This window comes from Streptococcus sp. 449_SSPC (genome assembly GCF_001073005.1).
Taxonomy (GTDB): Bacteria; Bacillota; Bacilli; order Lactobacillales; family Streptococcaceae; genus Streptococcus; species Streptococcus salivarius_F.
Genome location: NZ_JVGR01000009.1, coordinates 1 through 26,304 on the forward strand (window position 1 = coordinate 1; position 26,304 = coordinate 26,304).

The 26,304-nt window shown below is 38.1% G+C and carries 34 protein-coding genes, 1 tRNA gene and 1 pseudogene; 8 read left to right on the forward strand and 28 right to left on the reverse strand.

The window, feature by feature from the left end; genetic code table 11:
- Positions 1-462 precede the first annotated feature (462 nt).
- The 8 genes from ADH51_RS01780 to lacA form a co-directional block, all read right to left on the reverse strand.
- Positions 463-1,362, reverse strand: a complete 900-nt coding sequence (locus ADH51_RS01780) for an aldose 1-epimerase family protein (protein ID WP_048674077.1) — start codon at positions 1,360-1,362, stop codon at positions 463-465.
- A 20-nt stretch (positions 1,363-1,382) separates the two neighbouring features.
- Positions 1,383-1,622, reverse strand: a complete 240-nt coding sequence (locus ADH51_RS09745; protein WP_082160347.1) for a DUF3884 family protein — start codon at positions 1,620-1,622, stop codon at positions 1,383-1,385.
- 31 nt (positions 1,623-1,653) lie between these two features.
- Positions 1,654-3,060 (reverse strand): 6-phospho-beta-galactosidase, encoded by a 1,407-nt coding sequence (gene lacG / locus ADH51_RS01785; protein WP_048674079.1) that lies wholly within the window; start codon positions 3,058-3,060, stop codon positions 1,654-1,656.
- Between the two features lie 136 nt (positions 3,061-3,196).
- Positions 3,197-4,903 (reverse strand): lactose-specific PTS transporter subunit EIIC, encoded by a 1,707-nt coding sequence (locus ADH51_RS01790; RefSeq protein ID WP_048674081.1) that lies wholly within the window; start codon positions 4,901-4,903, stop codon positions 3,197-3,199.
- Complete coding sequence (locus ADH51_RS01795; RefSeq protein WP_002290550.1) at positions 4,903-5,220, reverse strand: PTS lactose/cellobiose transporter subunit IIA; 318 nt, start codon at positions 5,218-5,220, stop codon at positions 4,903-4,905. Before ADH51_RS01795 ends, ADH51_RS01790 begins: the two co-directional genes overlap by 1 nt.
- Before the next feature lie 27 nt (positions 5,221-5,247).
- A complete protein-coding gene (gene lacD / locus ADH51_RS01800; RefSeq protein ID WP_048674083.1) occupies positions 5,248-6,228 on the reverse strand; it encodes a tagatose-bisphosphate aldolase in 981 nt (326 codons plus the stop codon).
- A gap of 123 nt (positions 6,229-6,351) precedes the next feature.
- The gene (gene lacB / locus ADH51_RS01805) at positions 6,352-6,867 is read right to left on the reverse strand and encodes a galactose-6-phosphate isomerase subunit LacB (protein WP_002889666.1); all 516 of its coding nucleotides are present in this window, start codon (positions 6,865-6,867) and stop codon (positions 6,352-6,354) included.
- 16 nt (positions 6,868-6,883) lie between these two features.
- On the reverse strand, positions 6,884-7,309 hold the full coding sequence (gene lacA / locus ADH51_RS01810) for a galactose-6-phosphate isomerase subunit LacA (RefSeq protein WP_002290555.1): 426 nt from the start codon (positions 7,307-7,309) through the stop codon (positions 6,884-6,886).
- Positions 7,310-7,559: 250 nt separating this feature from the next.
- Between lacA and ADH51_RS01815 the strand changes: the two genes are divergently transcribed.
- Together ADH51_RS01815 and ADH51_RS01820 are read left to right on the forward strand one after the other, a co-directional pair.
- A complete protein-coding gene (locus ADH51_RS01815; protein WP_048674085.1) occupies positions 7,560-8,327 on the forward strand; it encodes a DeoR/GlpR family DNA-binding transcription regulator in 768 nt (255 codons plus the stop codon).
- 4 nt (positions 8,328-8,331) lie between these two features.
- The gene (locus ADH51_RS01820) at positions 8,332-9,066 is read left to right on the forward strand and encodes an HAD family hydrolase (protein ID WP_048674087.1); all 735 of its coding nucleotides are present in this window, start codon (positions 8,332-8,334) and stop codon (positions 9,064-9,066) included.
- 347 nt (positions 9,067-9,413) lie between these two features.
- Here ADH51_RS01820 and ADH51_RS01825 read toward each other — a convergent pair whose 3' ends face one another.
- Positions 9,414-9,737 carry a helix-turn-helix domain-containing protein gene (locus tag ADH51_RS01825; protein WP_048674089.1) on the reverse strand — a complete coding sequence of 108 codons (324 nt, stop codon included), beginning with the start codon at positions 9,735-9,737 and terminating at the stop codon, positions 9,414-9,416.
- An 870-nt stretch (positions 9,738-10,607) separates the two neighbouring features.
- Between ADH51_RS01825 and ADH51_RS01830 the strand changes: the two genes are divergently transcribed.
- The 6 genes and pseudogenes from ADH51_RS01830 (at position 10,608) to ADH51_RS10195 (ending at position 14,850) form a co-directional block, all read left to right on the forward strand.
- A complete protein-coding gene (locus ADH51_RS01830) occupies positions 10,608-10,904 on the forward strand; it encodes a hypothetical protein (RefSeq protein WP_002948327.1) in 297 nt (98 codons plus the stop codon).
- 22 nt (positions 10,905-10,926) lie between these two features.
- Positions 10,927-11,388 (forward strand): hypothetical protein, encoded by a 462-nt coding sequence (locus ADH51_RS01835; RefSeq protein WP_048674092.1) that lies wholly within the window; start codon positions 10,927-10,929, stop codon positions 11,386-11,388.
- Positions 11,389-11,458: 70 nt separating this feature from the next.
- Positions 11,459-11,803, forward strand: a pseudogene (locus ADH51_RS01840) (cell division protein FtsK); the annotation flags it as partial.
- 207 nt (positions 11,804-12,010) lie between these two features.
- Entirely contained in the window at positions 12,011-13,243 is a 1,233-nt protein-coding gene (locus tag ADH51_RS01845) for a replication initiation factor domain-containing protein (RefSeq protein ID WP_048674096.1), read from the forward strand.
- A gap of 12 nt (positions 13,244-13,255) precedes the next feature.
- Entirely contained in the window at positions 13,256-13,504 is a 249-nt protein-coding gene (locus tag ADH51_RS01850) for a DNA-binding protein (protein ID WP_392391878.1), read from the forward strand.
- A complete protein-coding gene (locus ADH51_RS10195) occupies positions 13,504-14,850 on the forward strand; it encodes a tyrosine-type recombinase/integrase (protein ID WP_048674098.1) in 1,347 nt (448 codons plus the stop codon). The genes ADH51_RS01850 and ADH51_RS10195 overlap by 1 nt, the downstream gene beginning before the upstream one ends.
- 185 nt (positions 14,851-15,035) lie before the next feature.
- Here the strand turns inward: ADH51_RS10195 and ADH51_RS01860 are convergent, their stop codons facing one another.
- From ADH51_RS01860 to rplE, 19 genes are all read right to left on the reverse strand, one after another.
- A complete protein-coding gene (locus ADH51_RS01860) occupies positions 15,036-15,917 on the reverse strand; it encodes a class II fructose-bisphosphate aldolase (protein WP_002887043.1) in 882 nt (293 codons plus the stop codon).
- A gap of 145 nt (positions 15,918-16,062) precedes the next feature.
- A tRNA-Leu gene (locus tag ADH51_RS01865) sits at positions 16,063-16,148 on the reverse strand.
- Between the two features lie 192 nt (positions 16,149-16,340).
- On the reverse strand, positions 16,341-17,636 hold the full coding sequence (locus ADH51_RS01870) for a glutamyl-tRNA synthetase (protein ID WP_048674100.1): 1,296 nt from the start codon (positions 17,634-17,636) through the stop codon (positions 16,341-16,343).
- 249 nt (positions 17,637-17,885) lie between these two features.
- On the reverse strand, positions 17,886-18,272 hold the full coding sequence (gene rplQ, locus ADH51_RS01875; RefSeq protein WP_002885709.1) for a 50S ribosomal protein L17: 387 nt from the start codon (positions 18,270-18,272) through the stop codon (positions 17,886-17,888).
- Positions 18,273-18,289: 17 nt separating this feature from the next.
- Complete coding sequence (locus ADH51_RS01880; protein ID WP_002885793.1) at positions 18,290-19,228, reverse strand: DNA-directed RNA polymerase subunit alpha; 939 nt, start codon at positions 19,226-19,228, stop codon at positions 18,290-18,292.
- 48 nt (positions 19,229-19,276) lie between these two features.
- A complete protein-coding gene (gene rpsK, locus ADH51_RS01885; RefSeq protein ID WP_002885718.1) occupies positions 19,277-19,660 on the reverse strand; it encodes a 30S ribosomal protein S11 in 384 nt (127 codons plus the stop codon).
- A 26-nt stretch (positions 19,661-19,686) separates the two neighbouring features.
- Entirely contained in the window at positions 19,687-20,052 is a 366-nt protein-coding gene (rpsM, locus tag ADH51_RS01890) for a 30S ribosomal protein S13 (protein WP_002885820.1), read from the reverse strand.
- Between the two features lie 17 nt (positions 20,053-20,069).
- Positions 20,070-20,186 carry a 50S ribosomal protein L36 gene (gene rpmJ, locus ADH51_RS09765; protein WP_000868345.1) on the reverse strand — a complete coding sequence of 39 codons (117 nt, stop codon included), beginning with the start codon at positions 20,184-20,186 and terminating at the stop codon, positions 20,070-20,072.
- A gap of 25 nt (positions 20,187-20,211) precedes the next feature.
- Positions 20,212-20,430, reverse strand: a complete 219-nt coding sequence (infA, locus tag ADH51_RS01895; protein WP_001040189.1) for a translation initiation factor IF-1 — start codon at positions 20,428-20,430, stop codon at positions 20,212-20,214.
- A gap of 117 nt (positions 20,431-20,547) precedes the next feature.
- A complete protein-coding gene (locus ADH51_RS01900; RefSeq protein WP_002887048.1) occupies positions 20,548-21,186 on the reverse strand; it encodes an adenylate kinase in 639 nt (212 codons plus the stop codon).
- A gap of 131 nt (positions 21,187-21,317) precedes the next feature.
- On the reverse strand, positions 21,318-22,613 hold the full coding sequence (secY, locus tag ADH51_RS01905; RefSeq protein ID WP_002892081.1) for a preprotein translocase subunit SecY: 1,296 nt from the start codon (positions 22,611-22,613) through the stop codon (positions 21,318-21,320).
- 16 nt (positions 22,614-22,629) lie between these two features.
- Positions 22,630-23,070 (reverse strand): 50S ribosomal protein L15, encoded by a 441-nt coding sequence (gene rplO, locus ADH51_RS01910; protein ID WP_002885849.1) that lies wholly within the window; start codon positions 23,068-23,070, stop codon positions 22,630-22,632.
- A gap of 127 nt (positions 23,071-23,197) precedes the next feature.
- Entirely contained in the window at positions 23,198-23,380 is a 183-nt protein-coding gene (gene rpmD / locus ADH51_RS01915) for a 50S ribosomal protein L30 (RefSeq protein ID WP_002885773.1), read from the reverse strand.
- Positions 23,381-23,394: 14 nt separating this feature from the next.
- Entirely contained in the window at positions 23,395-23,889 is a 495-nt protein-coding gene (gene rpsE, locus ADH51_RS01920; RefSeq protein ID WP_002885626.1) for a 30S ribosomal protein S5, read from the reverse strand.
- An 18-nt stretch (positions 23,890-23,907) separates the two neighbouring features.
- A complete protein-coding gene (gene rplR, locus ADH51_RS01925) occupies positions 23,908-24,264 on the reverse strand; it encodes a 50S ribosomal protein L18 (RefSeq protein WP_002885810.1) in 357 nt (118 codons plus the stop codon).
- 89 nt (positions 24,265-24,353) lie between these two features.
- Entirely contained in the window at positions 24,354-24,890 is a 537-nt protein-coding gene (gene rplF / locus ADH51_RS01930; RefSeq protein ID WP_002887056.1) for a 50S ribosomal protein L6, read from the reverse strand.
- 126 nt (positions 24,891-25,016) lie between these two features.
- Positions 25,017-25,415 (reverse strand): 30S ribosomal protein S8, encoded by a 399-nt coding sequence (rpsH, locus tag ADH51_RS01935; protein ID WP_002885642.1) that lies wholly within the window; start codon positions 25,413-25,415, stop codon positions 25,017-25,019.
- A gap of 122 nt (positions 25,416-25,537) precedes the next feature.
- Positions 25,538-25,723: a type Z 30S ribosomal protein S14 gene (locus ADH51_RS01940; protein WP_001085699.1), complete on the reverse strand. Its 186-nt coding sequence runs from the start codon at positions 25,721-25,723 to the stop codon at positions 25,538-25,540.
- A 17-nt stretch (positions 25,724-25,740) separates the two neighbouring features.
- Positions 25,741-26,283, reverse strand: coding sequence for a 50S ribosomal protein L5 (gene rplE / locus ADH51_RS01945; RefSeq protein WP_002887058.1), 543 nt, complete (start codon positions 26,281-26,283; stop codon positions 25,741-25,743).
- Positions 26,284-26,304: the final 21 nt, after the last annotated feature.

The following is a 26,304-nucleotide window of genomic DNA, read 5'->3' on the forward strand; positions in this document are numbered from 1 at the left end:
CTAACTATTTATTGGGTACAAAAAAACAAGATCCAGAAAAGACCTTGTTCTTTTTTTCAACTAAGCTTTGTTTGCTGAACATAGTTGATTTATTCACCATACTTCCCATTACGCCGTAAAACGCTATATTTAAGATTTCAAACAACAATATTAATAGGAAGAGAACTTCATTATTCCTCTTAATTCTATAAAAAGTGTGGCTAATTTGAGGCAAAATATTAAATTGAATTTGCCACAAATTAATGGCTCCACTATTATTTTAAATCAAGAAGTAGTAAATAATCTTATTTTTTTACTACCAGACTGTCTTTAGATATTAGCTTTTCGTCACCCACTACAGTTGACATAGACCCACAAAAAACTCAAAAACCTTGTGATGTAAGACTGGCACGGAGAAGACCAATCTATCATCACAAGGTAAGAGTATTCAAATCTTATTGAAGACTCAAATAATAACAAATTTTAATTAAGGATAGTAATATCATAGATTTTTCTAGAAGTTTCTTGAGGTGAAATTTTCGTTACCTGTCTTTTATCTTCTAAGAAATTACCTTCTTCAAGTGAAGTGGAGAGACCACTCCAAGGTTCCAAAGCAATGAATGGACTTTTATTTGTTGTAGACCACAGAATCAAGTTCGGAAAATCATCAAAATCTACTCGAAGACCTTTACCAGACTTCCTTGACCGAAGCGTTACGCTACGAGACTTGAGCTGGTCAAGTGTAATGGCATCATGGGAAAAAAGTGAGTAGTCCAAATCGAGAATCTTTTGATTTTCCAAAAAAGGTGTCCGATCTTGCAAATCTAATAATCCTGTCTCAGGAAAACTCTTTGGTATCGAGCAAGACTCAACCTCACTAAATTCAATATAATAATCCTCATAGTTTTCACCTTCTACTAAAGGACAATTGAATGCTGGATGGGCTCCAATAAAGTAAGGCATTGTTTTTTCCATTTCCAAATTCGTTACCTGAAATTCGGTTCTAATTGATTTACCATTCAAGGTATAAACAACTCTTAGTTCAAACTGATAAAGGTAATTATCAAGCATCTCAGCATTTGGTTTAATACTGAAAGTCACGCTATTTTCATTAACTTCTTCAAGAGTAAATTCTTCTTTTCGAACAAAACCATGTCTACGAATTAGACCTGTAAAAAAGGGTCTTTCTTGAGGTCTATAAATAGCCCAATCATTACGTAAACTACCACAGATAGGAAATAGAATAGGTGCCTGCCCATTCCAATACTCTGGATCAGATTGCCAGAGATATTCTAACCCATCTTTGTCTTTAATCGAAGTCAGTTGACCACCAAGTGTTTTAAACTGAACCGTAAGATACTCGTTTTTTAATTCGATAGTCACAGTCAATTCCTTTCTTTTTGTTATTGGAAAGGCAAATAATCTACCTCGAAGTGAACAGTCTCACATATTGCTACATCGAGTAATTGTAAAACTTCCCATTCAAATTCGGATAATGCTAAATCAGAATGGCAAGTCCACTCTTTTCCAGGTGAAACATACCATTTACTACATTTTAGTAGTGAGGTAGCTTCAAGCTCAGGAATTATAGGACAATCTTCGAAATTAATAATATATACCTTTTCAAAGTCTGATCTAAAAATCGGATAACAATTATTACATTCTCAGGTGATATTACTCTATCACTTGAGTTTCTGATACTTTCTTATACCAATGTGCTGATTTCTTAGGATAGCGTTCTTGCGTATCAAAGTCCACATAGAACAATCCATAACGTTTTTCATAACCATTTGACCATGAGAAAACGTCCATAAGTGACCAAATGAAGTAACCTTTAACATTTGCACCATCCGCAATCGCGTCTGATAAAACTTCCAAGTGTTGCTTCACGTAATCAATACGACCATCATCATAAACAGTATTATCTACAAACTCATCTTTGTATCCAAGACCGTTTTCAGTGATATAAATCTTCTTGTAATTTGGATAATCATTTTTCACTCGCATGATTTGGTCATACAAACCTTCAGGATAAATAATCCAATCCCAGTCTGTACGTGGAACATAGTCAGGGGCTACTCGGCGACCAACACCTTTAATTTGGTACTTAGAGCTTCCTTTTTCACCCTTACCATTGTGAATGATTTCAGTTTCACCATCAAAGGCTTGCATCCAATCACTCATGTAATAGTTGATACCAAGGAAATCGTTCAAATCTTTAGCTGCTTCAAGTGCTTGGAAGTCTTCATCACGAAGATCAAGTTCTCCACCATTTTCAGCTAGAATATGGTTGACACCTTCCATCGTTTTATCTGAATAGCGTCCAAGGTATGTTGCATCCAAGATAAATTTGTTATGGATGATGTCTTCAAGTTCAGCAGCACGAACATCTGCTGGATTTTCCGGATCATAAGGGTATTTAGTTGGTAAAGCATGAACAACACCAATTTCACCTTTATAACCTTTATCCTTATACAATTTTACAGCACGTGCATGAGAGACCATCATGTTGTGGTGGGATTGGAAGACTTTGGCAAGATCATATTGAATGCCTGGAGGGAATTTACCAACCAAGTATTGACCATCACCAATTGGGCCAATTTCATTGAAAGTTGTCCAGTAGTTTACTTCTGGAAACTCTTCAAAACAGAAAGCGGCATAATCTACAAAGTGTTCAATATTTTCGCGGTTTAAGAAATCTCCATTAGAATGAAGAGCTTCTGGTGTGTCAAAATGATGCAAAGTCACAAATGGTTCAACATGACGCTTGTGGCATTCAGCAAATAGTTTATGGTAGAATTCAACACCTTTTTCGTTTACTTCGCCGTAGCCCGTTGGGAAAATACGAGACCAGGCAATAGAAATACGAATGCCATTAACACCATATTCTTCAGCTAATTCTAAATCAACTGGGTATTTATGGTAAAAATCACTTGCAGGCTCTGCTGTATACCAATAATTATCTTCAAGATACTTATCCCATGCTACTGGGCCCTTACCATCTGTGTGAGTTGCACCTTCTGCTTGATAAGCAGCTGTAGCACCACCAAAAATAAAATCTTTAGGAAGTGTTTTAGTCATAACTATAAATCCTTTCAAAAAAAGCATTTGAGACGATATTATGAGTTCCGAAAACCAAGGAAATGAAATGATATGGTTAACAATATTATAAGGAACTGAAAGAATGATCTCGTCTCAAATAACTTTTACAAATTTATTAATCAAACTGTTGTTGAACAAATGCAAGAGCACCTTGTCCATCACGTGTCAATTTGATATATTGAGCTCCTTCAGTTTTTGCAAGTTTAATGCCCAATTTATCTGTTTCAGCCTTCATATCATCGAAGTTTGAAGCGACCTGTGGAGCCAAGATAACCAAGTCAAACTCTGGCAACATTTCACGGTGAGCACCGTAACCACCCGCTGCCGCTTTGACTGGAACATTGTATTCTGCTGCTGCTTTGTTCAAGGCGTTGGCAAGCAATCCACTTGTACCTCCACCTGCACAAAGAACAAGGACATTAGTTTCTTTTGTGATATTATTGTTTGCTGCTACATCTTCTTTTTCAACACCAGCTTTTCCAAGAACGGCATCAGCTTTAGCAGTATTGAAGTTTGCAGCTACTTTTTCTTTAAGAGCATCGTTTGTTTTACCAGAACGTTCTTCTTCAAGAATTTGTTCATCGTATACCTTAACAAATGGGTAGTAAATAAGAGTATCAACAACTACCAAAAGTCCAGCTAAGATAAATGATAGAACTTGGAAGTTAGTACCGAGTACAATTCCCAACGGACCAGGAGTAACCCATGGAAGGTTGGCAGAGAATGAGTTCATGTTCAACGTATCAACGAAGAATTTGAAGATCCAAACATTTATAATTGGAGCGAAAATGAACGGTACGAAGAAAATCGGATTCAAAACGATTGGTGCACCAAACAAGATTGGCTCATTTACCCCAAAGAATGTTGGAACAACTGAGGCACGTCCGATAGCACGGTTACGTTCTGATTTACAAATCCACATGAACAAGAATGGAACAATCAATGTAGCCCCTGTACCACCCATGGTAACAATGAACATTTGAGTGCCAGAAGTGATAACTTTATCTGCATGTTGTCCAGCTTGGATAAGATGCAAGTTTGCATCGATATTGGCGTAAGTGATAGCGGCGATTGCTGGTTCAACGATTGAAGGACCGTGGATACCAACAAACCAGAAGAAAGCATAAGCACCAAAGATAAGAGTAATTCCAAGGTAACCATCTGCAGCTGAGAAAAGAGGAGCAAGAAGTGTACCAATTGATTCTGCAACAGTTACACCAAGAGTTCCCTTAACAAGGAGTTCAAGTCCATAAAGGAGAACAACTGAGACGGTGAACGGAATCAAGTCCTTAAATACTTGAGAGATATTTGGTGGAACCTCTTCAGGCATACGAATGGTAACATTATTTTTTACACAGACTTTATAAACATTAACTGTCACAAAGGCTGCGATAAATGCTGTCAAGAGACCTTTTGTACCCATGAAGGCTGTCAAGAAGCCTCCTTCTTTAGCAGGTTCAGCTGCCATCAAAAGGAAACCAACCATAGACGCTAGCATTGTAGACAAGAAGTTAATCTGATTAGTCGCAGGTAGGTCACGGTTCATCGAATCCGTCAAAGCTTTAGCGGTAGTACCACCAACAAAGAATGCTAGGATACCCATCGAATAGCTATAAGGAGTCATCAAGAAGGTCTCAATGTCTTTTGACCAGTGGAATCCCCAAGCATTTGGGACATAGGCAATAAGGATAAAGATAGATGAGAAAAGGATGACTGGCATACCAGCGATAAATCCATCACGAATAGCACGAAGATAGATGTTTCTAGAGATTTTCTCAAAGAATGGTTTCCCTTTCTCAATAAGTTCAATGAGTTTATGCATTATTTTGCTCCTCTTTTATAAAGTTCGATGAGGTGATGAATCACATCTTTTAATAAGACAGTAGTCATTAAGTGGTCCTGACCATGCATCATGGTAACGCTGTATGGAAGTTCCTCCCCAGAAGCTTCTCGAGCCAACATAGCTGTCTGAGAATTGTGAGCCTCTGCAATACAGCTTCCTGCTTCTACTACAAGACTATCTGCCTTAGCGAAATCACCATTTTCAGCTGCTTTAAGCGCTTCTAAAAGTTTAGAGCGAGCATCTCCAGCATAAGCAACAATTTCAAACCCTAAGAGAGTCATCTCTTCTCTGTTCATAACAATATCCTCCGTTTTATGTTTTTACTATACTTTATCAGTCCATGGACTAGCTGTTTTAACAAGAACTTTGTTAAGTTCATCAATATTTTCGAATCCAGTAGTACGCAACCATTCACGTGCTGCTTTTTCACCTTCTTTGATGTAAGGTTCTACAGATCCTGCCCAAGTAGCACGTCCACAAAGCACACCATTAAACTTGGCACCTGAGTCGTGAGCAAATTGCAATGTTTCTTGGAACAATTTAGCAGATACACCTGCACTTAGGTAGATGTATGGAAGGTTAGTCGCTTCTTCTTGTGCTTTAAAGAAGTCAGCAGCTTCAGCTTTACTGTAAACCACTTCACCATCAGCAAAACCTTCGACATATTTAACGTTAACTGGTACTTCTACTTTAAGAACATCAATGTTAAAGCGTGGATCAGAGAAAACTTTCATCGCTTCAATGACTTTGCGAGGTTTCACTTTTGCATATTCAACAGAACCTGCATCTGAGATTTCTTCATCATATGCAAGGATTTCCAAGAAGAAAGGAATATCTTCAGCAACACATTCAGAACCAACACGTTCAATATAAGCTTGTTTTTGTTGGTTAAGTTCATCTGAGCTGTCTACATCATAGTAAAGCAAGAACTTAACGGCATCAGCGCCTTGCTCTTTGATACGTTTTGCAGACCAAACATCCAAGCAGTCAGGCAAACGTTTTGTACTTGATGTATCATAACCTGTTTTTTCATAGGCAAGAAGAAGACCAGCTTCTTTATCCAATGCTTTTGTTGCTGGAAGTCCGTATTCAGGATCAAGCAACATTGATGATGCATATTTTGTAAGTTCATCAGCAACCAAAACCTTCAGTTCTTCCATTTGAGCTACAGTTGGCTCTGCATCTTGATATTGTGCCATCAAACGTTTCAAAGCACCACGTTGGTCAAATGCCAAAGCTGAGATAATACCATTTTCGTCTGAAAGCTTTTCCAAATACTTGCGTTTCTGTTCTGTAAGTCCCATTTTTTAAATACCTCTTTTATACTTTTCTTACTAAGTTCTTTTACAAGATGAATATCTCTAGTTAATACGTAAAAATTTTCAACTAATTATTTTATCTGATTACGAGATTTATAGATCTATTATCTAGTCGTGATACTCACCACGGTCCCATTTTTCAAGGAATTCTGTAAAGAAATCTTCATCTGCTTGATGTGCATTATGAGTTTCAACGTGTTCGATTTTTGCAATCAATTTTTTATTTTCTTCTGTTGGCTTGTACTCTGCTTCAATGAAAGCTTCAATGATGTCATTCATAAGAAGACCACCAGTAATCATTCCACCGAAACCGATAACATTCGCATTTAACTCTTCTTTTGCATATATAGCTGATGTCATATCACGAACCAACGCTGAGCGAACACCTGGAACTTTATTGACTGCATTGTTAATGCCGACACCTGTACCACAGATACATACTCCCAAGTCTGCTTGACCACTTACTACTGCTTCACCGACTTTTTTACCATAGATAGGGTAGTGAGTGCGTACGTGGTCATATGTCCCGAAATCAAGAACCTCATGTCCTTTTGATTTCAAGAATTCTGATACTGCCATTTTTTCATCTGTGACAATGTGGTCACATCCAATTGCGATTCTCATTCCTTAACTCCTTTTCTTAACACATCTTGTTAAGCATATCTACTCGGATTTGATGACGTCCGCCATCATATTTACCATTGACGAAACCTTTAGCGATGTTTTTAGCAAGCTCATCACCGACGATTTCAGCGCCAACCGTAATCATTCGTGAATTGTTATGTCCACGTGTCATATAAGCTGAGCGTTCATCTGAAACTTCTGCTGCAACCATACCTTTAATTTTAGTTGCTACCATGAATGGACCAGCTCCATAAGCATCAATTACAATACCTAAGTTTTGCTCATCTTTATTTACTTCAGAGGCAACTGCCAAGGTAACATCAACAAAATCTTGTCCGTCCTTAGTCACATCAATTACCTCAAAACCTTCTTCTACAAGAAAATTTTTCACAACATCTTTTAATCTCGTACCTTTGAGATCTGCACCAACAACAATAGCCATTTTGACTACCTCCTAAATTTTAGAAAGAAATGCTACGTAGAAGTAGAAAATATTTTGCAAAATGTTCGAAATAACGTTTTCATCATTTCTTTGTTTATATAATATCAAACATCTAAACAAAAAGCAACACTTTTTGTTTATTTTTTGTTTGTTTTTTGTTTGTTTTGTCTTGAAAAAATTGTCTTTTATGATACAATTAAAGGAGAATTATCTTTGGAAAAAAATTACTTTATGAAAGAAGAGTCTTCATATGAACAAAAAACGACGATTAGAAAAAATTTTAGATATGTTAAAGATTGACGGGACCATAACCATAAAAGAAATAATAGATGAACTAGATATTTCCGATATGACAGCCCGTAGAGACCTTGATGCTCTAGAAGCTGATGGACTTTTAACACGTACTCATGGTGGTGCACAACTGCTTTCCTCTAAAAAGCCACTTGAAAAGACACATATCGAGAAGAAAAGTCTAAATACAAAAGAAAAAATTGACATTGCTAAAAAAGCCTGCTCTTTAATCAAAGATGGCGATACTATTTTTATTGGACCCGGAACTACACTTGAACAACTGGCATTAGAATTGAAAGGTCGTAAAGGTTATAAAATTCGTGTCATTACAAATAGTCTCCCTGTGTTCTTGATTCTAAATGATAGCGAAACCATTGATTTATTGCTTCTTGGCGGTGAATATAGAGAAGTAACTGGAGCTTTTGTAGGTTCAATGGCTTCGACAAATTTAAAAGCAATGAGATTTGCCAAAGCTTTTGTTAGTGCAAATGCTGTTACCCACAATTCTATTGCTACATATAGTGACAAGGAAGGTGTGATTCAACAACTTGCCCTAAACAATGCTGTAGAAAAATTCTTATTAGTAGACAGTACTAAATTCGATCGATACGATTTCTTTAACTTCTATAATCTAGATCAACTCGATACCATCATTACAGATAATCAGATTAGCCCTCAACACTTAGAGGAATTTAGCCAGTACACTACTATTTTAAAAGCGGACTAGAATTATGACTTATAAAAATATTGTTTTTGACCTTGATGACACTCTTTATGACCATCAACTCCCCTTTAAACGTAGCGTTGAGAAATGTTTTCCAACGATTGATATCCAACAAATAGATAACATTTACAAACGTTTCAGATATTGGTCTGATGTTGCTTTTCCTAAATACACGAAAAAACTCATCAGTATTGAGGAGCTTAGAATTTTTCGCTGTCAGAAGACTATGGAAGAATTTGGCATCGATAGTATATCTAGGACAGAAGCTCTAGACTTCCAAGCTGACTATGAATATGAACTCGATCAGATTACGATGATTCCTGAAATACGTCAACTATTGCAGGCACTACATGAAAATCAGATCCCAATCGGTATCCTAACCAACGGTCCTGTTGACTTACAGAGTCGAAAACTTAAACTCATTGGTGCCTATCAATTTTTTAAAAAGGAAAATATCATTATTAGTCAGACCACAGGGTATAGCAAACCACAGCAAGAAATCTTTGACTATACTGCCAAAAAGTTAAATTTCTCACCTTCAGAAAGCCTATACATTGGGGATACCTTTATCAACGATATCGAAGGAAGTTATAACGCTGGATGGCACCCTATCTGGTTCAACCATCGAAACAGACAGATAGCAAAAGAGAAAGAAGAAATGCCTGCTTATGAGGTCTTTAGTGCAAGTGAACTTCGAGATTTAGTTCTTGGCCTATTTGATATTAATCATGACTTCAAATAGATCTAAGATTATGAAATATCATACTCCTTCATCTACTTAGGCAAAATAAGGGGCCATTTCGAATTAATACAAAAGAAAAAAACGCTGATTTCAAGCGTTTTTTTGCTAATCATATTAAAACTATGAGAGGAGAATACTGGCTTTCCCCTATTTTTATTTTCCTTCTAGGTTTAATAATAGTGACTATATTCAAATATCCCTACGTCTTTCATTTCTTTGCTTTACTCTAAAAATAAACTAATAACTTCTACTATCTTTAGTTGAATCCATAGTTATCTGCAAAAATACTATTTCAATATTTAAATCACTACGTTATTATAAAAGAGAACAGTCATCGAATCTAAAAACTATTTACCAAATGCTTTTTTTCGTTCTTCCATAAATTCAATTAACTCTTTTTTGAATATTTCTCTTTCTTCCTCCGTTAGACCTTTTGAATTCATACGAAAAAGAAGTTCTACATTATCTAAATCTTCATCATTCCCTGCAAGGTAGTCCATCGTAACTCCAAAAAAATTTGCGAATTTCTCTAAAGTTTCAGATGATGGTCTTCTTTTACCGCTCTCCCATTGCTGATAGTTAGGTTGTTTAATACCAAATTCTTCCGCAACTTCTTTTTGTGTTAATCCTTTTTTTAAACGTAGTTCTTTTAATCGCTCTGGAAATCCCATTTTGCTATCCTCAAAAAATCTAAAAATATTTTGCAACAATTTCTTGACAATATACTCATTCGAGTATATAATGTAAATATATTCAATAGAGTATACAACCTCTATAAATAATAACCTTATTTTAGAAGGTTTTGATCATTGACAACTAAACAAAAAGTGCGTCTGACAACCAGAGGACTGACTATCAAACTACACTAAACTTCGTACCTTTATTGTAATTGTTTTGATAAGTAAAGTCAAGTCCGTTGATGGTTGAAGTGAAGAGTTAAAATAAGTATTTTGTGGGCTTCCACGCATTTCGGACGATTAGCACTTTTGCCGAATAGTAAAGTGAACTGGTTGCGCAAGATTGCGTAAGAGAATCCCTAGGGTATGACAATGACTACCTAAAGAGATTGGCCGGGAAAGCGATGGTAATTAACGCAAAGCACCTTGCTAAACGTTACCACCGTGGAAAGAGGGATCTTTCCAACCAAACAACTTTTCTTTGCTGCTGTCTATCTTTTCTAGATGGACTTACTCTCAAGCTACTAAGTCTTCCTTATATCTTAGTAGCTTTTTTACGCTTACAATAAAGGAGAAATTATGACTAACTTTTTTCGCATTACAATGTAAACGCCTATACAATAACTATGAATTCACTTACGGTATGTTTAGCTACTCGCCTAAACTACAAGCTAAACTCTATACCCAAGCTCTTCTTGACCTAGATTATATAATCCAAGAAGCTCGTAAAAACAGCTATCCTAGCGGTGATATTCAATTCTATAGTCGACAGTTTAAACGTAAACTTTTCACACACTACTATTCAAGAGTGAAGCAACTGGCTTAACTCTTTTTCTTTTGCTTAAAATTAGAAAGGAAAATTCTATGATTCCAGAAACACTTGTCATGAAACCAGACTTTATTGGCCCTGCCTACTACGAAAAATTAGGGAATGCCCCTCGCTTTATCTTTGGAAAAGAAGGCAAATACCAACGCCATATTCTTAATAGCGAGAAGCACGGAGCTTTTCATGTTATTACCCCTGCTTCGACAACGGTCTTCCCAGAAGATGCTCTCGTAGAAGCTATCAACCCGATTTTTCTCTCAGATACAGCTCTAAACGGCAACTCCGTTGCCCCAGCCCTCAATGTCTTTGCGGAAAAGTTAGTACTTAAAAAATAAGAAAGTAAAGGAGAATAGACCTATGGCTAAAATTGGATTAAACTACGGAGAAAAACTACAAATTGCGGACAAGACCTATCGTGTCATTACAGATGGTCTAAACGTGCCAGAAGTCCTTGGAAAGCTATCTTTCCGTGGAATTGAAGGCCCTGATATCATCTATGAAGAAGATCGTACCCAACGAAACCCTGACGGCTCTTTCGTCCAAATCAATACAGGTGAAATCCGTGGGATTGTGGTGGCGATTCATTCTTCTGTCCAACATGAAACCCTCTTTTTCACCATTGCTGATATGGCTCAGTCTGAAATCGAAGACCTAGGGATTAAATACCGAGAAGAGGTAGAGCTAGAAGATATTGTCATCACCCACACTCACGTCAACCGAAATGATATTTACAAGCTATTTGCTTCTAAAATCAAGAAAAAAAGCGGAGGAACACCCATCAAGGAAAATAAACCTCTAGACAACAAGAAGGATAATTAGGGGAATCACCTGGTTTATCTGGTGGTTCCCTTCTTTGTTAGCGATTGGAAATTATTGCTATCTTAACCTAGAAGAATTTGAGGGCTTTGGAGAAGACCACCAACAACCAGAACCGATTGAACCAATAGAGGAGGAAGAAGCTCTAAACACTGAAGCCAATTTACGACCTCTCAAGGAATTTGCGGAGGAACAAGACTTCAAAATGGCGACACTTCGAAAGATCATTTATCTCTTACAAGAACAAGGGATTGTTTTTAAACGAACCGAATCTCCCATCCTAGTCGACCCTTTTCAAGAAGAACTTCTTCTTGAAATTCTCATCCACTTTGAGGAGGGAGGACGCAAATCTTATCCCAAAGCCGTTGAAGCGACGCTTGGTCATCATGGGCTAGGACAAGGGCAAGGGCAAGCCTGACCACAGGTCAGGCGCAGACCGTAGCCCGAAGTTCCTAGGCCATGATGAGACTTCAACCCCCGATTTCTAATAGGGGGGTTACATTTGGCAAAAGTGCCACGTCCACCCCTCCTCATTCCTTGTGGGAGTTGGGATTTCAGGATTTAGAAAGTGTGTCACTTTTGTCCAAAAAGTGTGTCACTTAGTCAAAAGGAGGTGTTCCCATGAATGACTAAAATGAGTCCCTTTCAGATCAAAAACTTCAGAAAACAAACAGGCCTCAACCAAAAAGCCTTTGCACAAGCCGTTAACTTACCCATAAGAACTTACCGCTCCTATGAATCAGGGGAAAGAGGCCTCACCATTGACAAGTTTCGAGAACTCAAAGAAAAACTTGGTTACTATCAAGAGTGTCACAAAAACAATCTCAGGGCTCACATCGACTACTTGCGACTAACCTTCCCTAGTTTGCGAGATTTAGAAGCTTTCTGTGAGAACTTTCTTTTTTGTCACTTAAGCGAATTTACTGACCAAGAAACACGGCTTATGAATTATACCCACTTGTGGCAACGGGGAAACATTTGGATTTTCGATTTCTTTGATAAGTCTGTGACTAATAACTACCAAACGTGTCTTCAACTCTCTGGTCAAGGCTGTCGGGAGATGGAACTCCTCTTAGAACACAAGGGAATTTCTTGGCAAACCTTTCTTCAAAACATTCTCTATGCCTACGAAGATGTCAGGGTAAAACGCCTTGATATCGCCCTAGACGAGCTCTATAAAGGCTATGGGCACGAGGATGAACATATCCAGATTCCCAAGCTCATTGGTAAGCTCTACGCCAAAGAAATTGTCCTAGATACCATTCGAAAATGGAATATCACAGGTGGGGGTTCCTTCACCGATAACGACGATATGGAAGCCAATCACGGTCTGTCCCTTTACTTTGGGAGCCGTCAAAGTCAGCTCTACTTCAACTTTTATGAAAAACGATACGAAATCGCTCGTATGGAAAATATCTCCTTGGAAGAGTCCTTGGAGATTTTTGGTATCTGGAACCGCTACGAGCTACGCTTTTCAGACCAAAAAGCCCAAGGGGTTGTGGAGGAATACATCAACGGTGTGGACCTCGGAGAAATCGCAAGAGGTATCGTGAACAAGGAAATCCAAGTCTATGATGGTGTCACTCGTTTTGGAGCCTATAAGCCTGATGAAAAATGGCAAAGTCTCTTTGGAGGGGTCGAACCCTTAAAACTCTCAACCAGTCCACAACCCTACAGTATCGAACGGACCATTCGCTGGTTAACCTATCAAGTCGCAAACTCTCTTGCACTCGTTTCTGAAGCAGACAAAATCATGCAAACAGAATACATGAAGATGATTCAAAATAGCGGTGAAATCACTGATCGTGGGAAGGCTATCTTAAGACTCCTCAAAACCAACAAACACTATGAACACTAGAAAGGAAAACTGATGATAAAATTAAAATATGTACCAGTTGAAAACTGTGAAGCTGAATGGGGAGATAAGTTAGCATTGATGAAAAGGTTTGAAGGATTAAAATTGAAGACTTTAAACAATCTGCTAACTGAGATGAGACTGAATCCCCAATTCAAAGTCTATGTGATTAATTCAGGTCATAGAACTGTTTGGATTAACTTTGAGGGGTTCTTAAATTTCCTACGTTATAGGCAAGATAAACGATTTAAGGAGTTTGGATAATGGAACAAGTAAAAATAGCTAACATTACTCAAAAATCAACGAGACTTGCTGATAAAACTGGATATATTGAAGTAAAATTTAGAACCTACTTCAATAACCCGTTAACAGATAAACGCAGAGAAATTCTATCTGATTGGTACACTATCGTCAATAAAAAGGATACCACAGGAAAAATAAAACTGTCTCCGCAAATTAAAGCTATTATCCATAAAGAACTTCAAGAGAAGGCCAATAAAGTTTATGAAGAGCTGACTAGAACAATTCTTCTAGAAAAATCAGATATCACGCTTGATGAGGTCTGGAACGAATGGCATAATGAACGAGTTGAAAGACAACTAGTTGCTCCTAAAACATTAGCAGGTGAAGATGGTAGATACCGTAACCATATTACTAAGCAAATCCCTAAGGATTCGATTTTAAAAAATATTCCATCTAGTTTAATAAAAAACTTACTTGATAATCTTTATCCTATAGGAAACCATAAAAGACTCGCACAAGGTGTGAAATCTGATTTAACATCAATCTATAAGTTTGCCATTCTTCATGATTATATTTCTCCTGACCAAAATCCCATGCCTTATATAACAATTGGTAAGAAAGGGCTTTCTGATGAATTAGAACGTTTAAAGAAATCGGATATAGAAGATCAATATCTTGAATCTTGGGAACTCAAAGAAGTATTATCCATTGTTCGTAAGTATAATGAACAGTATGCACGTATTTTTGAATTTCAAGCACTAACCGGAATGCGTATTGGTGAGGTACTCGGTTTAAAGGAGGAAGCTATTGATTTTAATAAAAATATAGCCTCAGTTATTAGAACTCGTGCTACTCATGGAGGGGCCTCAGAAGATAGCTATGAAGGTAATGTTAAAAACTTACAAAGTTACCGAAATGTCCAATTATCTAAAAGGGCTATAAAAATTCTTAAAGAGGAAATTGAGTTAAATCACCAACATATAAGATTCAATCCTGATTATAAAGATAATGGATGGATTTTCACCTCTAAGAGCATCCATAAACCTGATTACAATGGTACTCCTCTTCATTACAGTGTATTAAACAACTTCCTCAACTCTTCAGAAAATGGTAAACTAAACCGCAATGGAAACCCGAGACGGGCAGGAATCGATATTGACAATAAGCTTAGTTTCAAGAAACATATTACAACTCATATCTTCCGACACACGCATATCAGCTTCTTGGCTGAACAAGGAGTACCTTTAGAGGCTATTCAAGATCGTGTTGGACATTCTAGAGGTAGTCGAGTAACAGAAATTTATTTGCATATCACTAAAAAAACAAAGGATCAAATTATACCTATCCTTGATACCCTTACACAATAAGTGTGGCAAATATGTGGCAAAACATAAGAAAAAGGCTTGTCCATATTGGACAAACCCTTTATTTTCAAGCTTATATAGTCTAATTAAGCTTTGTTTGCTCCCAATCACAGATTGATTCGCAGACACTAACTATTTATTGGGTACAAAAAAACAAGATCCAGAAAAGACCTTGTTCTTTTTTTCAATTAAGCTTTGTTTGCTGAACCGAATACGTCGATACGTTCTTCAACAGCTTCTGTAATAGCTTCGAAACCTGGTTTCAAGAATTTACGTGGGTCGAAGAGTTTCTTCTTGTCGTATTCTGCTTCATTTGCTTCGTATTCAGCAACAAATTTACGTGTTGCGTTAGCAAATGCGATTTGACACTCAGTGTTAACGTTAACTTTAGCAACACCAAGTTTGATAGCTGCTTGGATTTGATCGTCAGGAATACCTGATCCACCGTGCAATACGATTGGGAAGTTAGGAACAGCTTCTGTCAATTTTTGCAAGTGGTCAAGGTGAAGTCCGCTCCAGTTTTCTGGGTAAGGACCGTGGATGTTACCGATACCTGCTGCAAGGAAGTCGATACCAGTTGCAACCATAGCTTTAGCATCTTCGATTGGTGCCAATTCACCATCACCGATGATACCATCTTCTTCACCACCGATTGTACCAACTTCAGCTTCAACTGATACACCGTTAGCGTGTGCAAATTCAACAACTTTAGCTGCTTTTTCAAGGTTTTCTTCAACTGGAAGGTGTGAACCGTCAAACATAACTGAAGTGTAACCTACACGGATACATTCCAAAGCATCATTGTAGTGACCGTGGTCAAGGTGAATAGCAACTGGTACAGTGATACCCATTGATTCAACCAATTCTTCGATGAGAACTTTACACAATTTGTAACCACCCATGTACTTAGCTGCACCCATAGAAGTTTGGATAAGTACTGGAGCTTGTTTAGCTTCTGCTGCACGCAAGATAGCTTGAGTCCACTCAAGGTTGTTTGTGTTAAATCCACCAACTGCGTAACCATTATCACGAGCTGCTTGGACAAATTTTTCTGCTGAAACGATTGCCATTATAAAGGCCTCCTATATTTTTTTGGGTTTGAACCCGTTTACAAGTTTATTCTATCACAATTAGACTCAAAAAACTAGCTTTTCTACAATTTGTAAGCGTTTTGATTTTTTAATACAAAAAAACCAGTCATCTGACTGGTTACTCTGCGGAAAGAGGGACTTGAACCCTCACGACCTAAAGCGGTCACAGGATCCTTAGTCCTGCGCGTCTGCCAATTCCGCCATTTCCGCTAACAACATTAGTTATTATATCAAGATTGACAACTTGTGTCAATACCTTTTTGAAAGTTTTTTTATAACTTTCTCTTGTCTCTTTCGAAACAACTACTATATAATACCATTTATTGTTTGCTGACGTCAATACTTTTTTGCCTTTTTTTAAATTTTTTAGCAAAAGTTATCTATTATATCTTATATCAAAGGTTAAACCAAACTCTTATTCAGCCTATCTAATCTCTCTCTAAGGGGCGCTAAGTAGACTTCTTCTCCAAAACCACGCGATTTTAAGCCATCCTCAGCACAAGACAATAGCGATTCTGTCAAAGGTAAAATCATTTTGAGGTCTGTATCAGAAATATCCTTTTTCGAATATAAACGACGAATTCTAGGAAAATCATAGTCAAATGCTTCAAAAAAAGGTGAGTCATTCAAAATATTTTCCAGATTTTCCAAATTGACTAAAAGACCAAGGTGAAAGGCTGCCGGAGCAAAGGTTGATGAGAAAGGTTGGGTACAAACACTGCGAAACTCAATAGTCCCTCGCGTCGTTAAATCTTGGAATTGATAAGAACGGTGAGTCTTAAAATCTTCCTCACTTGGCTCAATAGTGACTACTTCGCCATGAATAGAGTGTGCTTTGACAGATGGCGTACTTAGATAGTCTTTAGCACGTATTGGTTCAAAATAGTAGGTTTCATCACCACGCTTAGCAGTAAAAATAGCTGTCTCAGACAAGTAAGAAAAATAGTCATCTTCGCTCTTAAACATCTTGGGAAATACCCCTGCATTTTCCTCAAACACACCATGCATGGAATTCTCCCAGAAAACATCACGAGAAAGCGCTAAATCCCAATCAGAACCCCAAAAATCAGAGTTTGCCAATAAAACTGCCTTGGGTCCCTCTATTTGATTAAAAGCATTTAAGACCCTTAAATAGGACGTTTTTGAAACATCTAACTGTACCTGACTCCCACAGATGAAGGAACCATATTCTGGATAGTCATGAAAGAAAGGATCCTTCTTTGCTTTAGATAGCTCGAGAAAATCCATAAGCATCTCATAACGAGGAGATTTAACAGGTCTGTTATCATTTTTTGCCCAGTTCTGATTCACTCCCCAACCTTGCAACTCATGATTATGATTCTGCAGATAAGGTTGGATTATACCAAGGTAAGTATCCAAACGTTCCTCAACCTCAGAGATTCTTTCAGCCTTTGCAAAAGCAAACTCAATCGTATTGTAGGAGACTTCAAAAAGAATCATGTCTCCAGAAGCTTTATCGATAAGCTGAATAGGATTGTTATCAGAATCATACTTATCAGCTTGAAAATCAAAATTATCCAAGAGATAGAGTAGTAACTGTTTTGTAAGAGAGACATCTGTAGCATTACCACTCAAATTAACAACTGGGTATTCCAACTCAATCCCCACAAATAATTCCGGTTGCTCCTTAATTGGCTCATAATACCTTTGCTTAAGCAGTTCCTTGGCTGTTGTCAAAATAATGTCCCCCTTTTTGAAATAAGCTTATTTCATTATATCAAAATATTCAGACGATTTATAGCCCAAAAAAACGCCTGCTTACGAAAAATAACAGTATTACCTTTCGTAAACAAGCGTTACATGCTTATTTATTCCCATTTTTATGATGAGTGTTCCCGCTAGGCGTTTGCCCAGCGGTAGACCAGAGCTAGACTAAGAAAAGCTAAGCTATTCCATCATCATAACACTCAACAAAATTGATAAAAATTAAACAAGTTCGATGATTGCCATTGGGGCAGCATCGCCACGACGTGGTTCTGTTTTAAGGATACGAGTGTATCCACCGTTACGTTCAGCATAACGAGGTGCGATTTCTGAGAAAAGTTTTTGAAGAGCAGTTGTTGATGTATATTTATCAGTTGCTTCATCATAGCTTTCAGATGCAATTTCGTTACGTACAAATGCAGCTGCTTGACGACGTGCGTGCAAATCACCACGTTTACCAAGAGTGATCATTTTTTCAACTGTTTTACGGATTTCTTTAGCACGTGCTTCAGTTGTAACGATTGCTTCGTTAATGATAAGATCTGTAGTCAAATCACGAAGAACCGCTTTACGTTGTGAGCTTGTGCGTCCAAGTTTACGGTAAGCCATGTTATCCTCCTATATTATTATTTATCGTTTTTTAGTCCAAGTCCAAGATCAGCCAACTTAACTTTGACTTCTTCAAGAGATTTACGACCTAGGTTACGGACTTTCATCATTTCAGGCTCAGTTTTTTCTGTCAAATCATGGACGGTATTAATACCGGCACGTTTCAAACAGTTATATGAGCGTACAGACAAATCAAGTTCTTCGATGGTACGGTCAAGCACCTTTTCATCGTTCACTTTTTCAGTTTCTTTCATTACATCAGTAGCTTTAGCAACGTCAGTAAGGTCAGTAAACAAGTTCAAGTGTTCAATCAAAACGCGAGCCGAGAGACCGAGGGCATCTTCAGGGATGATTGTTCCGTTTGTCATGATTTCGATTGTCAATTTATCAAAACCATCGTTGCTACCTACACGGGCAGGTTCAACTTGATAATTGACTTTTTTCACTGGTGTGTAGATTGAATCTACAGCCAATGTTCCCACTGGTGCATCATCTTTCTTGTTTTCATCTGCTGGAACATAACCACGGTTTGTAGCTACTGTCATAGTCGCTTTCAAAGAAGCGCCGTCAGCGATAGTGAAAAGATAATGATCAGGGTTAACAATTTCAATGTCGCTATCAGTCAAGATGTCTCCAGCAGTAACTTCAGCTGGACCTTGGACATCAAGTTCAATTGTCTTTTCGTCTTCGACGTAAGATTTTACAGCAAGTCCTTTAATATTAAGGATGATTTGCATCACGTCTTCACGGACGCCTGGTACGGTATCAAATTCGTGGAGTACTCCATCAATCTTAATTGATGTTACGGCAGCACCTGGAAGTGATGACAAAAGTACACGACGAAGAGAGTTACCCAAAGTTGTACCATAACCACGTTCTAGTGGTTCGATGACAAATTTGCCGTAATCTTTATTTTCATCAATTTTTGTTATTATTGGTTTTTCAAACTCAATCATTTATTATACTCCCTCGAAACGAACCTTGTGTACTATTGTTATTAAAGATTACACACGACGACGTTTTGGAGGACGACAACCATTATGTGGTACAGGTGTTACATCACGGATTGCTGTTACTTCAAGACCTGCAGCAGCAAGAGCACGGATAGCAGACTCACGACCTGAACCAGGACCTTTAACAGTTACTTCAACTGTTTTAAGACCATGTTCTTGTGCAGATTTAGCAGCAGCTTCTGAAGCCATTTGTGCAGCAAATGGTGTAGATTTACGAGAACCTTTGAAACCAAGAGCACCAGCTGATGACCATGCTACAGCGTTACCATGCACATCTGTAATCATAACAATAGTGTTATTGAAAGTAGCGTGAATGTGAGCAATACCAGATTCGATATTCTTTTTCACACGACGTTTACGTGTTGGTTTAGCCAATGTTTTTACCTCCTATTTTATTTTAATTATTTTTTCTTACCTGCAATCGCAACAGCTTTACCTTTACGAGTGCGGGCATTGTTTTTAGTGTTTTGTCCACGGACAGGAAGTCCACGACGGTGACGGATACCACGGTATGAACCGATTTCCATCAAACGTTTGATGTTAAGGTTAACTTCACGACGAAGGTCACCTTCAACTTTGATTGCATCCACTTCGCGACGGATAGCGTCTTCTTGATCATTTGTCAAATCTTTAACGCGGATGTCTTCAGAAACGCCTGCAGCAGCCAAGATTTTCTTAGATGTTGCAAGTCCGATACCGTATACGTAAGTAAGTGAGATTACTACACGTTTATCGTTTGGAATGTCAACTCCAGCAATACGAGCCATGATTTCTCCTTTCTATATTATCCTTGACGTTGTTTGTGTTTTGGATTTGTTGGACAAATTACCATAACACGACCGTTACGACGAATAACTTTACAGTATTCGCAAATTGGTTTAACCGATGGTCTTACCTTCATGTTTCAATCCCTCCAATTATTTCGATTATTTAAAGCGGTATGTGATGCGTCCACGTGTCAAATCATAAGGACTCATTTCAACAGTCACACGGTCACCGACCAAAATACGAATGTAGTTTTTACGGATTTTACCAGAAACTGTCGCCAAAATTTGGTGTCCATTTTCCAATTCAACAGTAAACATAGCATTAGGCATAGTTTCTACAACTTTACCTTCAATTTCAATCACGTCTTCTTTTGCCACGCAAAAGTACCCCCTAAAATTTCGATTTGATTTCCTCTGAGCACAGAGGTAACAATTATAAGTCAGACTAAAGTATTATAACATGCTTAAGTCTGATACGCAAGTAAGATTATATAATTATTTAATTGCTGCAATCGCTTTTTTAACATCAGCGAATACATCGTCGATATCTTGGTTACCTTGAATATCTGATACAAGACCAAGCTCACGGTAATGTGCAATAATTGGCTCACCTTGAGCAATATTCACATCCAAGCGGCGTTTCACTGTTTCTGGTTTGTCATCTTCACGTTGGTAATAGTCTTCTTCCTTGTAGTCAGCTGGTGGGTTGAATACTTTATGGTAAGTTTCACCTGTTTCGCGGTGAATAATACGACCACTCAAGCGTTCAAGAAGGCAAGATGGATCCACTTCGATATTGATTACTCCCTCAAGCTCCAAACCAAGATCAACCAAGATTTGATCCAAGGCATGAGCTTGTTCGATCGTGCGAGGAAAACCATCCAAAAGGAATCCTTTTTCCTTAATGTCGTCTTGAGCCAAACGCTCTTTAACGATTCCGTTTGTTACTTCATCTGGTACCAATTCACCTTTATCGATGAATGATTTGGCCAAAACACCCATTTCAGTTTGGTTAGCCATAGCAGCACGGAACATATCACCAGTTGAGATGTGAGCTACACCAAATTCTTCAACAATTTTTGCAGCTTGAGTCCCTTTACCAGCACCTGGTAGACCCATAATTAAAAGATTCATCTTACGAACTCCTTATTTTTGTTTTCAAATAACTCTATCAAGGTTTTAACACATTGGTAGAGTTATCAAAAAACAAAAGAGAAGGGACAGAAAGTAACCTTTCTTTCCCTCTCAATTGTTCATGAGAAGACTTAGTCTTCAAGATTCATAAATCCAACGTACTGACGTTTCAATAGGTAACCTTCGAGTTGTTTCATACCTTCGATACCAGTTGAAATCAAGATCAAGAGAGATGTACCACCAAGCGCGATTGAGCTTGTAAGGTGCATAAACTGTTGAGCCGCAATTGGAGCCAATGAAATAAACGCGAGAAATACAGCCCCGATTGTTGCCAATCTCTTAAGCAATGAAGACATGTACTTTTCAGTCTCACGACCTGGACGAACACTAGGAATGTAAGACCCATTCTTTTGAAGATTTTCAGCCGTTTTTTCAGGATTTACTTGGACAAATGTGTAGAAGAATGAGAATAAGATAATCAATATCGCATAAGTAATCATTCCACTAGGTGTATTATACGAGAGTAGTCCTTGTAAGTGTGATAACCATGTAACCTTCGAGAAGAATGGAAGAATAGTACTAGGAATTGTTGTAATCGAGCTAGCAAAGATAACGGGAATAACACCAGCTGGATTTACTTTCAATGGAAGGTAAGAACTCGTTGGAGCCCCTTGAACCAATTTAGTATATTGAATTGGAATTTGATATTCTGCCTGTTGAACAAATGTCGTAAAGAAGACAATCGCCAAACCTACCACAATTAACAAAGCAACTATGATATATGAACGAGTCAATTCTCCTGAACGAACATTGACAAAGAAATCCTCGTAAATCGTTGAGAACATTTTTGGAATAGAAGCGATGATTCCTGAAAAGATAATCATTGACACACCATTACCAAAACCTTTATCTGTGATTTGTTCACCAAGCCATGTCACAATTATGCTACCAGCAGTTAGAATTGTCCCAATCAATAGGTAGGTTGAAACATTTGGTGTTTTAACCAATGAAATTGATGAGAGAGTATTAAAACTTGCTGTAATACCAATCGATTGAACAAAGGCTAAAACAAGAGTGATGTAGCGAGTCGCTTGGTTCAATTTACGACGACCAACTTCCCCTTGTTTGCCCCACTCCACAAATTTTGGATAGATATCCATCTGCAAAAGTTGGACAATGATTGATGCTGTAATGTAAGGACTAACCCCCATCGAGAAGATAGAGAAGTTATTCATGGCATTACCAGACACCAAGTTAAGCATGTTCAAGAAAGGTAAATCACTTAATTGTTTCAAACTTTCCGCATTGATACCAGGAACTGTTACATGAGTCCCTACACGAAAAACGAAAATAATGAAGATTGTAAATAAAATCTTATTACGAACGTTTTTGACTTTCAATGCGTCTTTTAATAGTTTAAAGAACATAATGAGTTACCCCTCATTAGATGACTTCGATTGAACCACCTTTAGCAGTGATAGCTGCTTCAGCAGATTTTGAGAATTTAGCTGCTTTAACAGTCAATTTCTTAGTCAATTCGCCGTTACCAAGAACTTTAACGCCTGATTTTTCAGCACGAACGATTCCAGCTTCTTTAAGAACTGCTGGAGTTACTTCTGTACCATCTTCAAAGACGTTCAATTGATCAAGGTTTACAAGTGCGTATTCTTTAGCGTTGATGTTAGTGAATCCGCGTTTTGGAAGACGACGGAACAATGGAGTTTGTCCACCTTCAAATCCTGGACGTACGCCACCACCGCTACGAGCTTTTTGACCTTTTTGACCACGGCCTGAAGTTTTACCGTTACCAGATGAAGTACCACGACCTACACGGTTGCGGACTTTACGAGAACCTTCAGCAGGTTTCAATTCATGAAGTTTCATTATTATTTTCTCCTCTTTTTGTAAAATGCTAGCGCCTCTAACCAAGTAAGGTAGCTTGATTAGAAACTCGCCTATACATGAAATTCAGTTTAAGTCGCAAGGTAACCCTCACGACTTAAATCAATTTTTATTTAACGTCTTCTACAGTTACCAAGTGAGATACTGCGTTGACCATACCACGGATAGCAGCGTTGTCTTCTTTAACAACTGAGCTATTCAATTTACCAAGTCCAAGAGCAACAACTGTTTTACGTTGTTCTGGTTTGCGTCCGATTGGAGACTTAGTCAAAGTAATTTTAATTTGAGCCATTGTTATCTCCTTTCTTATGCCAAGTCAGATACTGAGATGCCACGAAGAGCCGCAACTTCTTCAGCACGTTTAAGTTGTTTCAATCCTTCAACAGTCGCACGAACGATGTTGATTGGAGTGTTTGAACCGAGTGATTTAGATGTTACATCAGCAACACCAGCCAATTCGATGACGGCACGAACTGCACCACCAGCGGCAACCCCAGCCCCTTCAACAGCTGGTTTCAACAATACTTTCGCTCCACCAAATTCTGAACGAACTTCGTGAGGAATAGTTGTACCAACCATAGGAACTTCGATAAGGTTTTTCTTAGCTGCTTCAACTGCTTTACGGATAGCTTCTGGAACCTCTTGAGATTTACCAGTACCAAATCCTACGCGACCATTACGGTCACCAACAACAACAAGAGCAGCAAAACGCATGTTGCGTCCACCTTTTACAACTTTAGTAACACGGTTGATAGCAACTACGCGTTCTTCAAGTTCTACTGCATTATCTTTAAATGCCATTATTAAGTGTCCTCCCTATTAGAATTTCAATCCGTTTTCACGAGCTGAGTCAGCCAAAGCTTTAACACGTCCGTGATAGAGATATCCACCGCGGTCAAACACCACTTCAGAAATACCTTTAGCTACTGCGCGTTCAGCAACAAGTTTACCGACAACAACGGCTTGTTCTGTTTTAGTTCCTTTAGAAACTTCTTTATCAAGAGTTGATGCACTTGCGAGCGTTACACCCGCTACGTCATCAATAACTTGAGCGTAGATGCCTGTATTAGAACGGAAAATGTTCAAACGTGGGCGATCAGCAGTTCCAGAGAGTTTTCCGCGAACGCGACGGTGGCGTTTTTGGCGGAGTTTGTTTTTATCTGGTTTCGAAATCACAATTTTCACCTCTTAATTATAATGCTAGCTCATGAGAGCTTTTGGTAAAGAGACAATCCACAAAGAATTGCCATAAGGATAAAATCCTATTATTTACCAGTTTTACCTTCTTTACGACGTACGTATTCACCAACGTAACGGATACCTTTACCTTTGTAAGGTTCTGGTGAACGAAGGCTACGGATGTAAGCTGCTGTTTGACCAACAACTTCTTTGTTAATACCACTTACAACGATTGAAGTTGCAGATGGTACTTCAAAAGTAATACCTTCTGGAGCTTCAACTTCGTCTTGGTGAGATTTACCAACTGAAAGAACAAGTTTTGTTCCTTGGAGTTGCGCACGATATCCGACACCGCGCATTTCAAGTTCTTTTTTGAAACCTTCAGAAACACCAACAACCATGTTGTTCAAGTTTGCACGAGAAGTACCGTGGATTGTTTTGTTTTCTTTTGAGTCGTTTGGACGGTGAAGTGTAACTTCATTGCCTTCAACTTTGATTTCAATGTTTTTGTTAAACTCACGAGTGAGTTCGCCTTTAGGTCCTTTAACAGTAACAACGTTATCGTTGTTTGTTACTTCAACACCAGCAGGCAAAGTAATAACTTTATTACCAATACGTGACATAGTATTTAATTCTCCTGTTAGATTATCAAGCCACAAAGTGACTAGTTTTCACGGGGATGAGTTTCATAGAATATAATCAACGAAACTCGCACAAATCATTTGAGATAAGTGCTTAGTATCATCTTCTTACCAAACGTAAGCGATAACTTCTCCACCAACGTTCTTTTGACGAGCTTCTTTATCAGTCAAAAGACCCTCTGAAGTAGAGATGATCGCGATTCCAAGTCCGTTAAGAACTTTAGGAACATCTTCACGTTTAGAGTAAACACGAAGACCTGGTTTAGAAATACGTTTCAAGTTAGTGATAACACGTTCACCGTTTTGTCCGTATTTCAAGAATACGCGGATGATACCTTGTTTGTCATCTTCGATAACTTCAACATTTTTTACGAAACCTTCACGTTTAAGGATTTCAGCGATACCTTTTTTAATGTTTGATGCAGGTACTTCAAGTACTTCGTGTTTAGCTTGGTTAGCGTTACGAATACGTGTCAAGAAATCTGCAATTGGGTCAGTCATAACCATTTTATATTTTCTCCTCTTACTAGTAGTTTGAATAATTCACTTGCTAGTTAATGATTGAGCTAGGCTCAGATTGTGTTTAATACATTCAAATTAGGTGAAACTAACTTAAATGTACCATGTTTTTACCAAGAAGCTTTGGTAACACCTGGAATTTGACCTTTGTAAGCCAATTCACGGAAGCAAACACGGCAAAGTTTAAATTTGCGATAAACTGAGTGTGGACGTCCACAACGTTCGCAACGAGTGTAAGCTTGCGTAGAGAACTTCGCAGGGCGTTTGTTCTTAGCAATCATTGATTTTTTAGCCAATTTATTTACCTCCTAGATTATTTTGCAAAAGGCATTCCAAGGCCTTTAAGCAATTCACGACCTTCTTCGTCAGTGTTAGCAGTAGTTACGATAACGATATCCATACCACGTACTTTATCAACATCGTCGAAGTTGATTTCTGGGAAGATAAGTTGTTCTTTAACACCAAGTGTGTAGTTACCACGTCCATCAAATGATTTAGTTGGAACACCATGGAAGTCACGAACACGTGGAAGTGATACTGATACCAATTTATCCAAGAATTCGTACATGCGTTCACCACGAAGGGTAACTTTAGCACCGATCGCTACACCTTCACGAAGACGGAAGCCAGCGATTGATTTCTTAGCTTTAGTAATCAATGGTTTTTGACCTGAAATAAGTGCCAACTCAGCAGCAGCTTTTTCAAGAGTTTTAGCGTTGTTTACAGCTTCACCAACACCCATGTTGATAACGATCTTATCAACTTTTGGCACAGCCATAACTGAAGAATAATTGAATTTTTCAGTCAAAGCTGGAATTACTTCGTTAGTGTATTTTTCTTTAAGACGGTTAGCCATTTAATACTTTCTCCTTTCCTT

Excerpts from the sequence above, each read along its gene's own strand:
- lacG (WP_048674079.1), bottom strand. The coding sequence starts at position 3,060 with ATGACTAAAACACTTCCTAAAGATTTTATTTTTGGTGGTGCTACAGCT.
- rpsH (WP_002885642.1), bottom strand. The coding sequence starts at position 25,415 with ATGGTTATGACTGACCCAATTGCAGATTTCTTGACACGTATTCGTAAC.
- rpmD (WP_002885773.1), bottom strand. The coding sequence starts at position 23,380 with ATGGCTCAAATTAAAATTACTTTGACTAAGTCTCCAATCGGACGCAAA.
- rplE (WP_002887058.1), bottom strand. The coding sequence starts at position 26,283 with ATGGCTAACCGTCTTAAAGAAAAATACACTAACGAAGTAATTCCAGCT.
- ADH51_RS01830 (WP_002948327.1), top strand. The coding sequence starts at position 10,608 with ATGATTCCAGAAACACTTGTCATGAAACCAGACTTTATTGGCCCTGCC.
- rpmJ (WP_000868345.1), bottom strand. The coding sequence starts at position 20,186 with ATGAAGGTAAGACCATCGGTTAAACCAATTTGCGAATACTGTAAAGTT.
- ADH51_RS01825 (WP_048674089.1), bottom strand. The coding sequence starts at position 9,737 with ATGGGATTTCCAGAGCGATTAAAAGAACTACGTTTAAAAAAAGGATTA.
- rpsM (WP_002885820.1), bottom strand. The coding sequence starts at position 20,052 with ATGGCTCGTATTGCTGGAGTTGACATTCCAAACGATAAACGTGTAGTA.
- ADH51_RS01820 (WP_048674087.1), top strand. The coding sequence starts at position 8,332 with ATGACTTATAAAAATATTGTTTTTGACCTTGATGACACTCTTTATGAC.
- ADH51_RS01850 (WP_392391878.1), top strand. The coding sequence starts at position 13,256 with ATGATAAAATTAAAATATGTACCAGTTGAAAACTGTGAAGCTGAATGG.
- ADH51_RS01835 (WP_048674092.1), top strand. The coding sequence starts at position 10,927 with ATGGCTAAAATTGGATTAAACTACGGAGAAAAACTACAAATTGCGGAC.
- ADH51_RS01815 (WP_048674085.1), top strand. The coding sequence starts at position 7,560 with ATGAACAAAAAACGACGATTAGAAAAAATTTTAGATATGTTAAAGATT.
- ADH51_RS10195 (WP_048674098.1), top strand. The coding sequence starts at position 13,504 with ATGGAACAAGTAAAAATAGCTAACATTACTCAAAAATCAACGAGACTT.
- rplF (WP_002887056.1), bottom strand. The coding sequence starts at position 24,890 with ATGTCACGTATTGGTAATAAAGTTATTACTTTGCCTGCTGGTGTTGAA.
- rplO (WP_002885849.1), bottom strand. The coding sequence starts at position 23,070 with ATGAAACTTCATGAATTGAAACCTGCTGAAGGTTCTCGTAAAGTCCGC.
- ADH51_RS01860 (WP_002887043.1), bottom strand. The coding sequence starts at position 15,917 with ATGGCAATCGTTTCAGCAGAAAAATTTGTCCAAGCAGCTCGTGATAAT.
- ADH51_RS01880 (WP_002885793.1), bottom strand. The coding sequence starts at position 19,228 with ATGATTGAGTTTGAAAAACCAATAATAACAAAAATTGATGAAAATAAA.
- lacB (WP_002889666.1), bottom strand. The coding sequence starts at position 6,867 with ATGAGAATCGCAATTGGATGTGACCACATTGTCACAGATGAAAAAATG.
- lacA (WP_002290555.1), bottom strand. The coding sequence starts at position 7,309 with ATGGCTATTGTTGTTGGTGCAGATCTCAAAGGTACGAGATTAAAAGAT.
- ADH51_RS01790 (WP_048674081.1), bottom strand. The coding sequence starts at position 4,903 with ATGCATAAACTCATTGAACTTATTGAGAAAGGGAAACCATTCTTTGAG.
- ADH51_RS01795 (WP_002290550.1), bottom strand. The coding sequence starts at position 5,220 with ATGAACAGAGAAGAGATGACTCTCTTAGGGTTTGAAATTGTTGCTTAT.
- ADH51_RS01845 (WP_048674096.1), top strand. The coding sequence starts at position 12,011 with ATGACTAAAATGAGTCCCTTTCAGATCAAAAACTTCAGAAAACAAACA.
- rpsE (WP_002885626.1), bottom strand. The coding sequence starts at position 23,889 with ATGGCATTTAAAGATAATGCAGTAGAACTTGAAGAACGCGTAGTTGCT.
- ADH51_RS01900 (WP_002887048.1), bottom strand. The coding sequence starts at position 21,186 with ATGAATCTTTTAATTATGGGTCTACCAGGTGCTGGTAAAGGGACTCAA.
- lacD (WP_048674083.1), bottom strand. The coding sequence starts at position 6,228 with ATGGGACTTACAGAACAGAAACGCAAGTATTTGGAAAAGCTTTCAGAC.
- secY (WP_002892081.1), bottom strand. The coding sequence starts at position 22,613 with ATGTTCTTTAAACTATTAAAAGACGCATTGAAAGTCAAAAACGTTCGT.
- rplQ (WP_002885709.1), bottom strand. The coding sequence starts at position 18,272 with ATGGCTTACCGTAAACTTGGACGCACAAGCTCACAACGTAAAGCGGTT.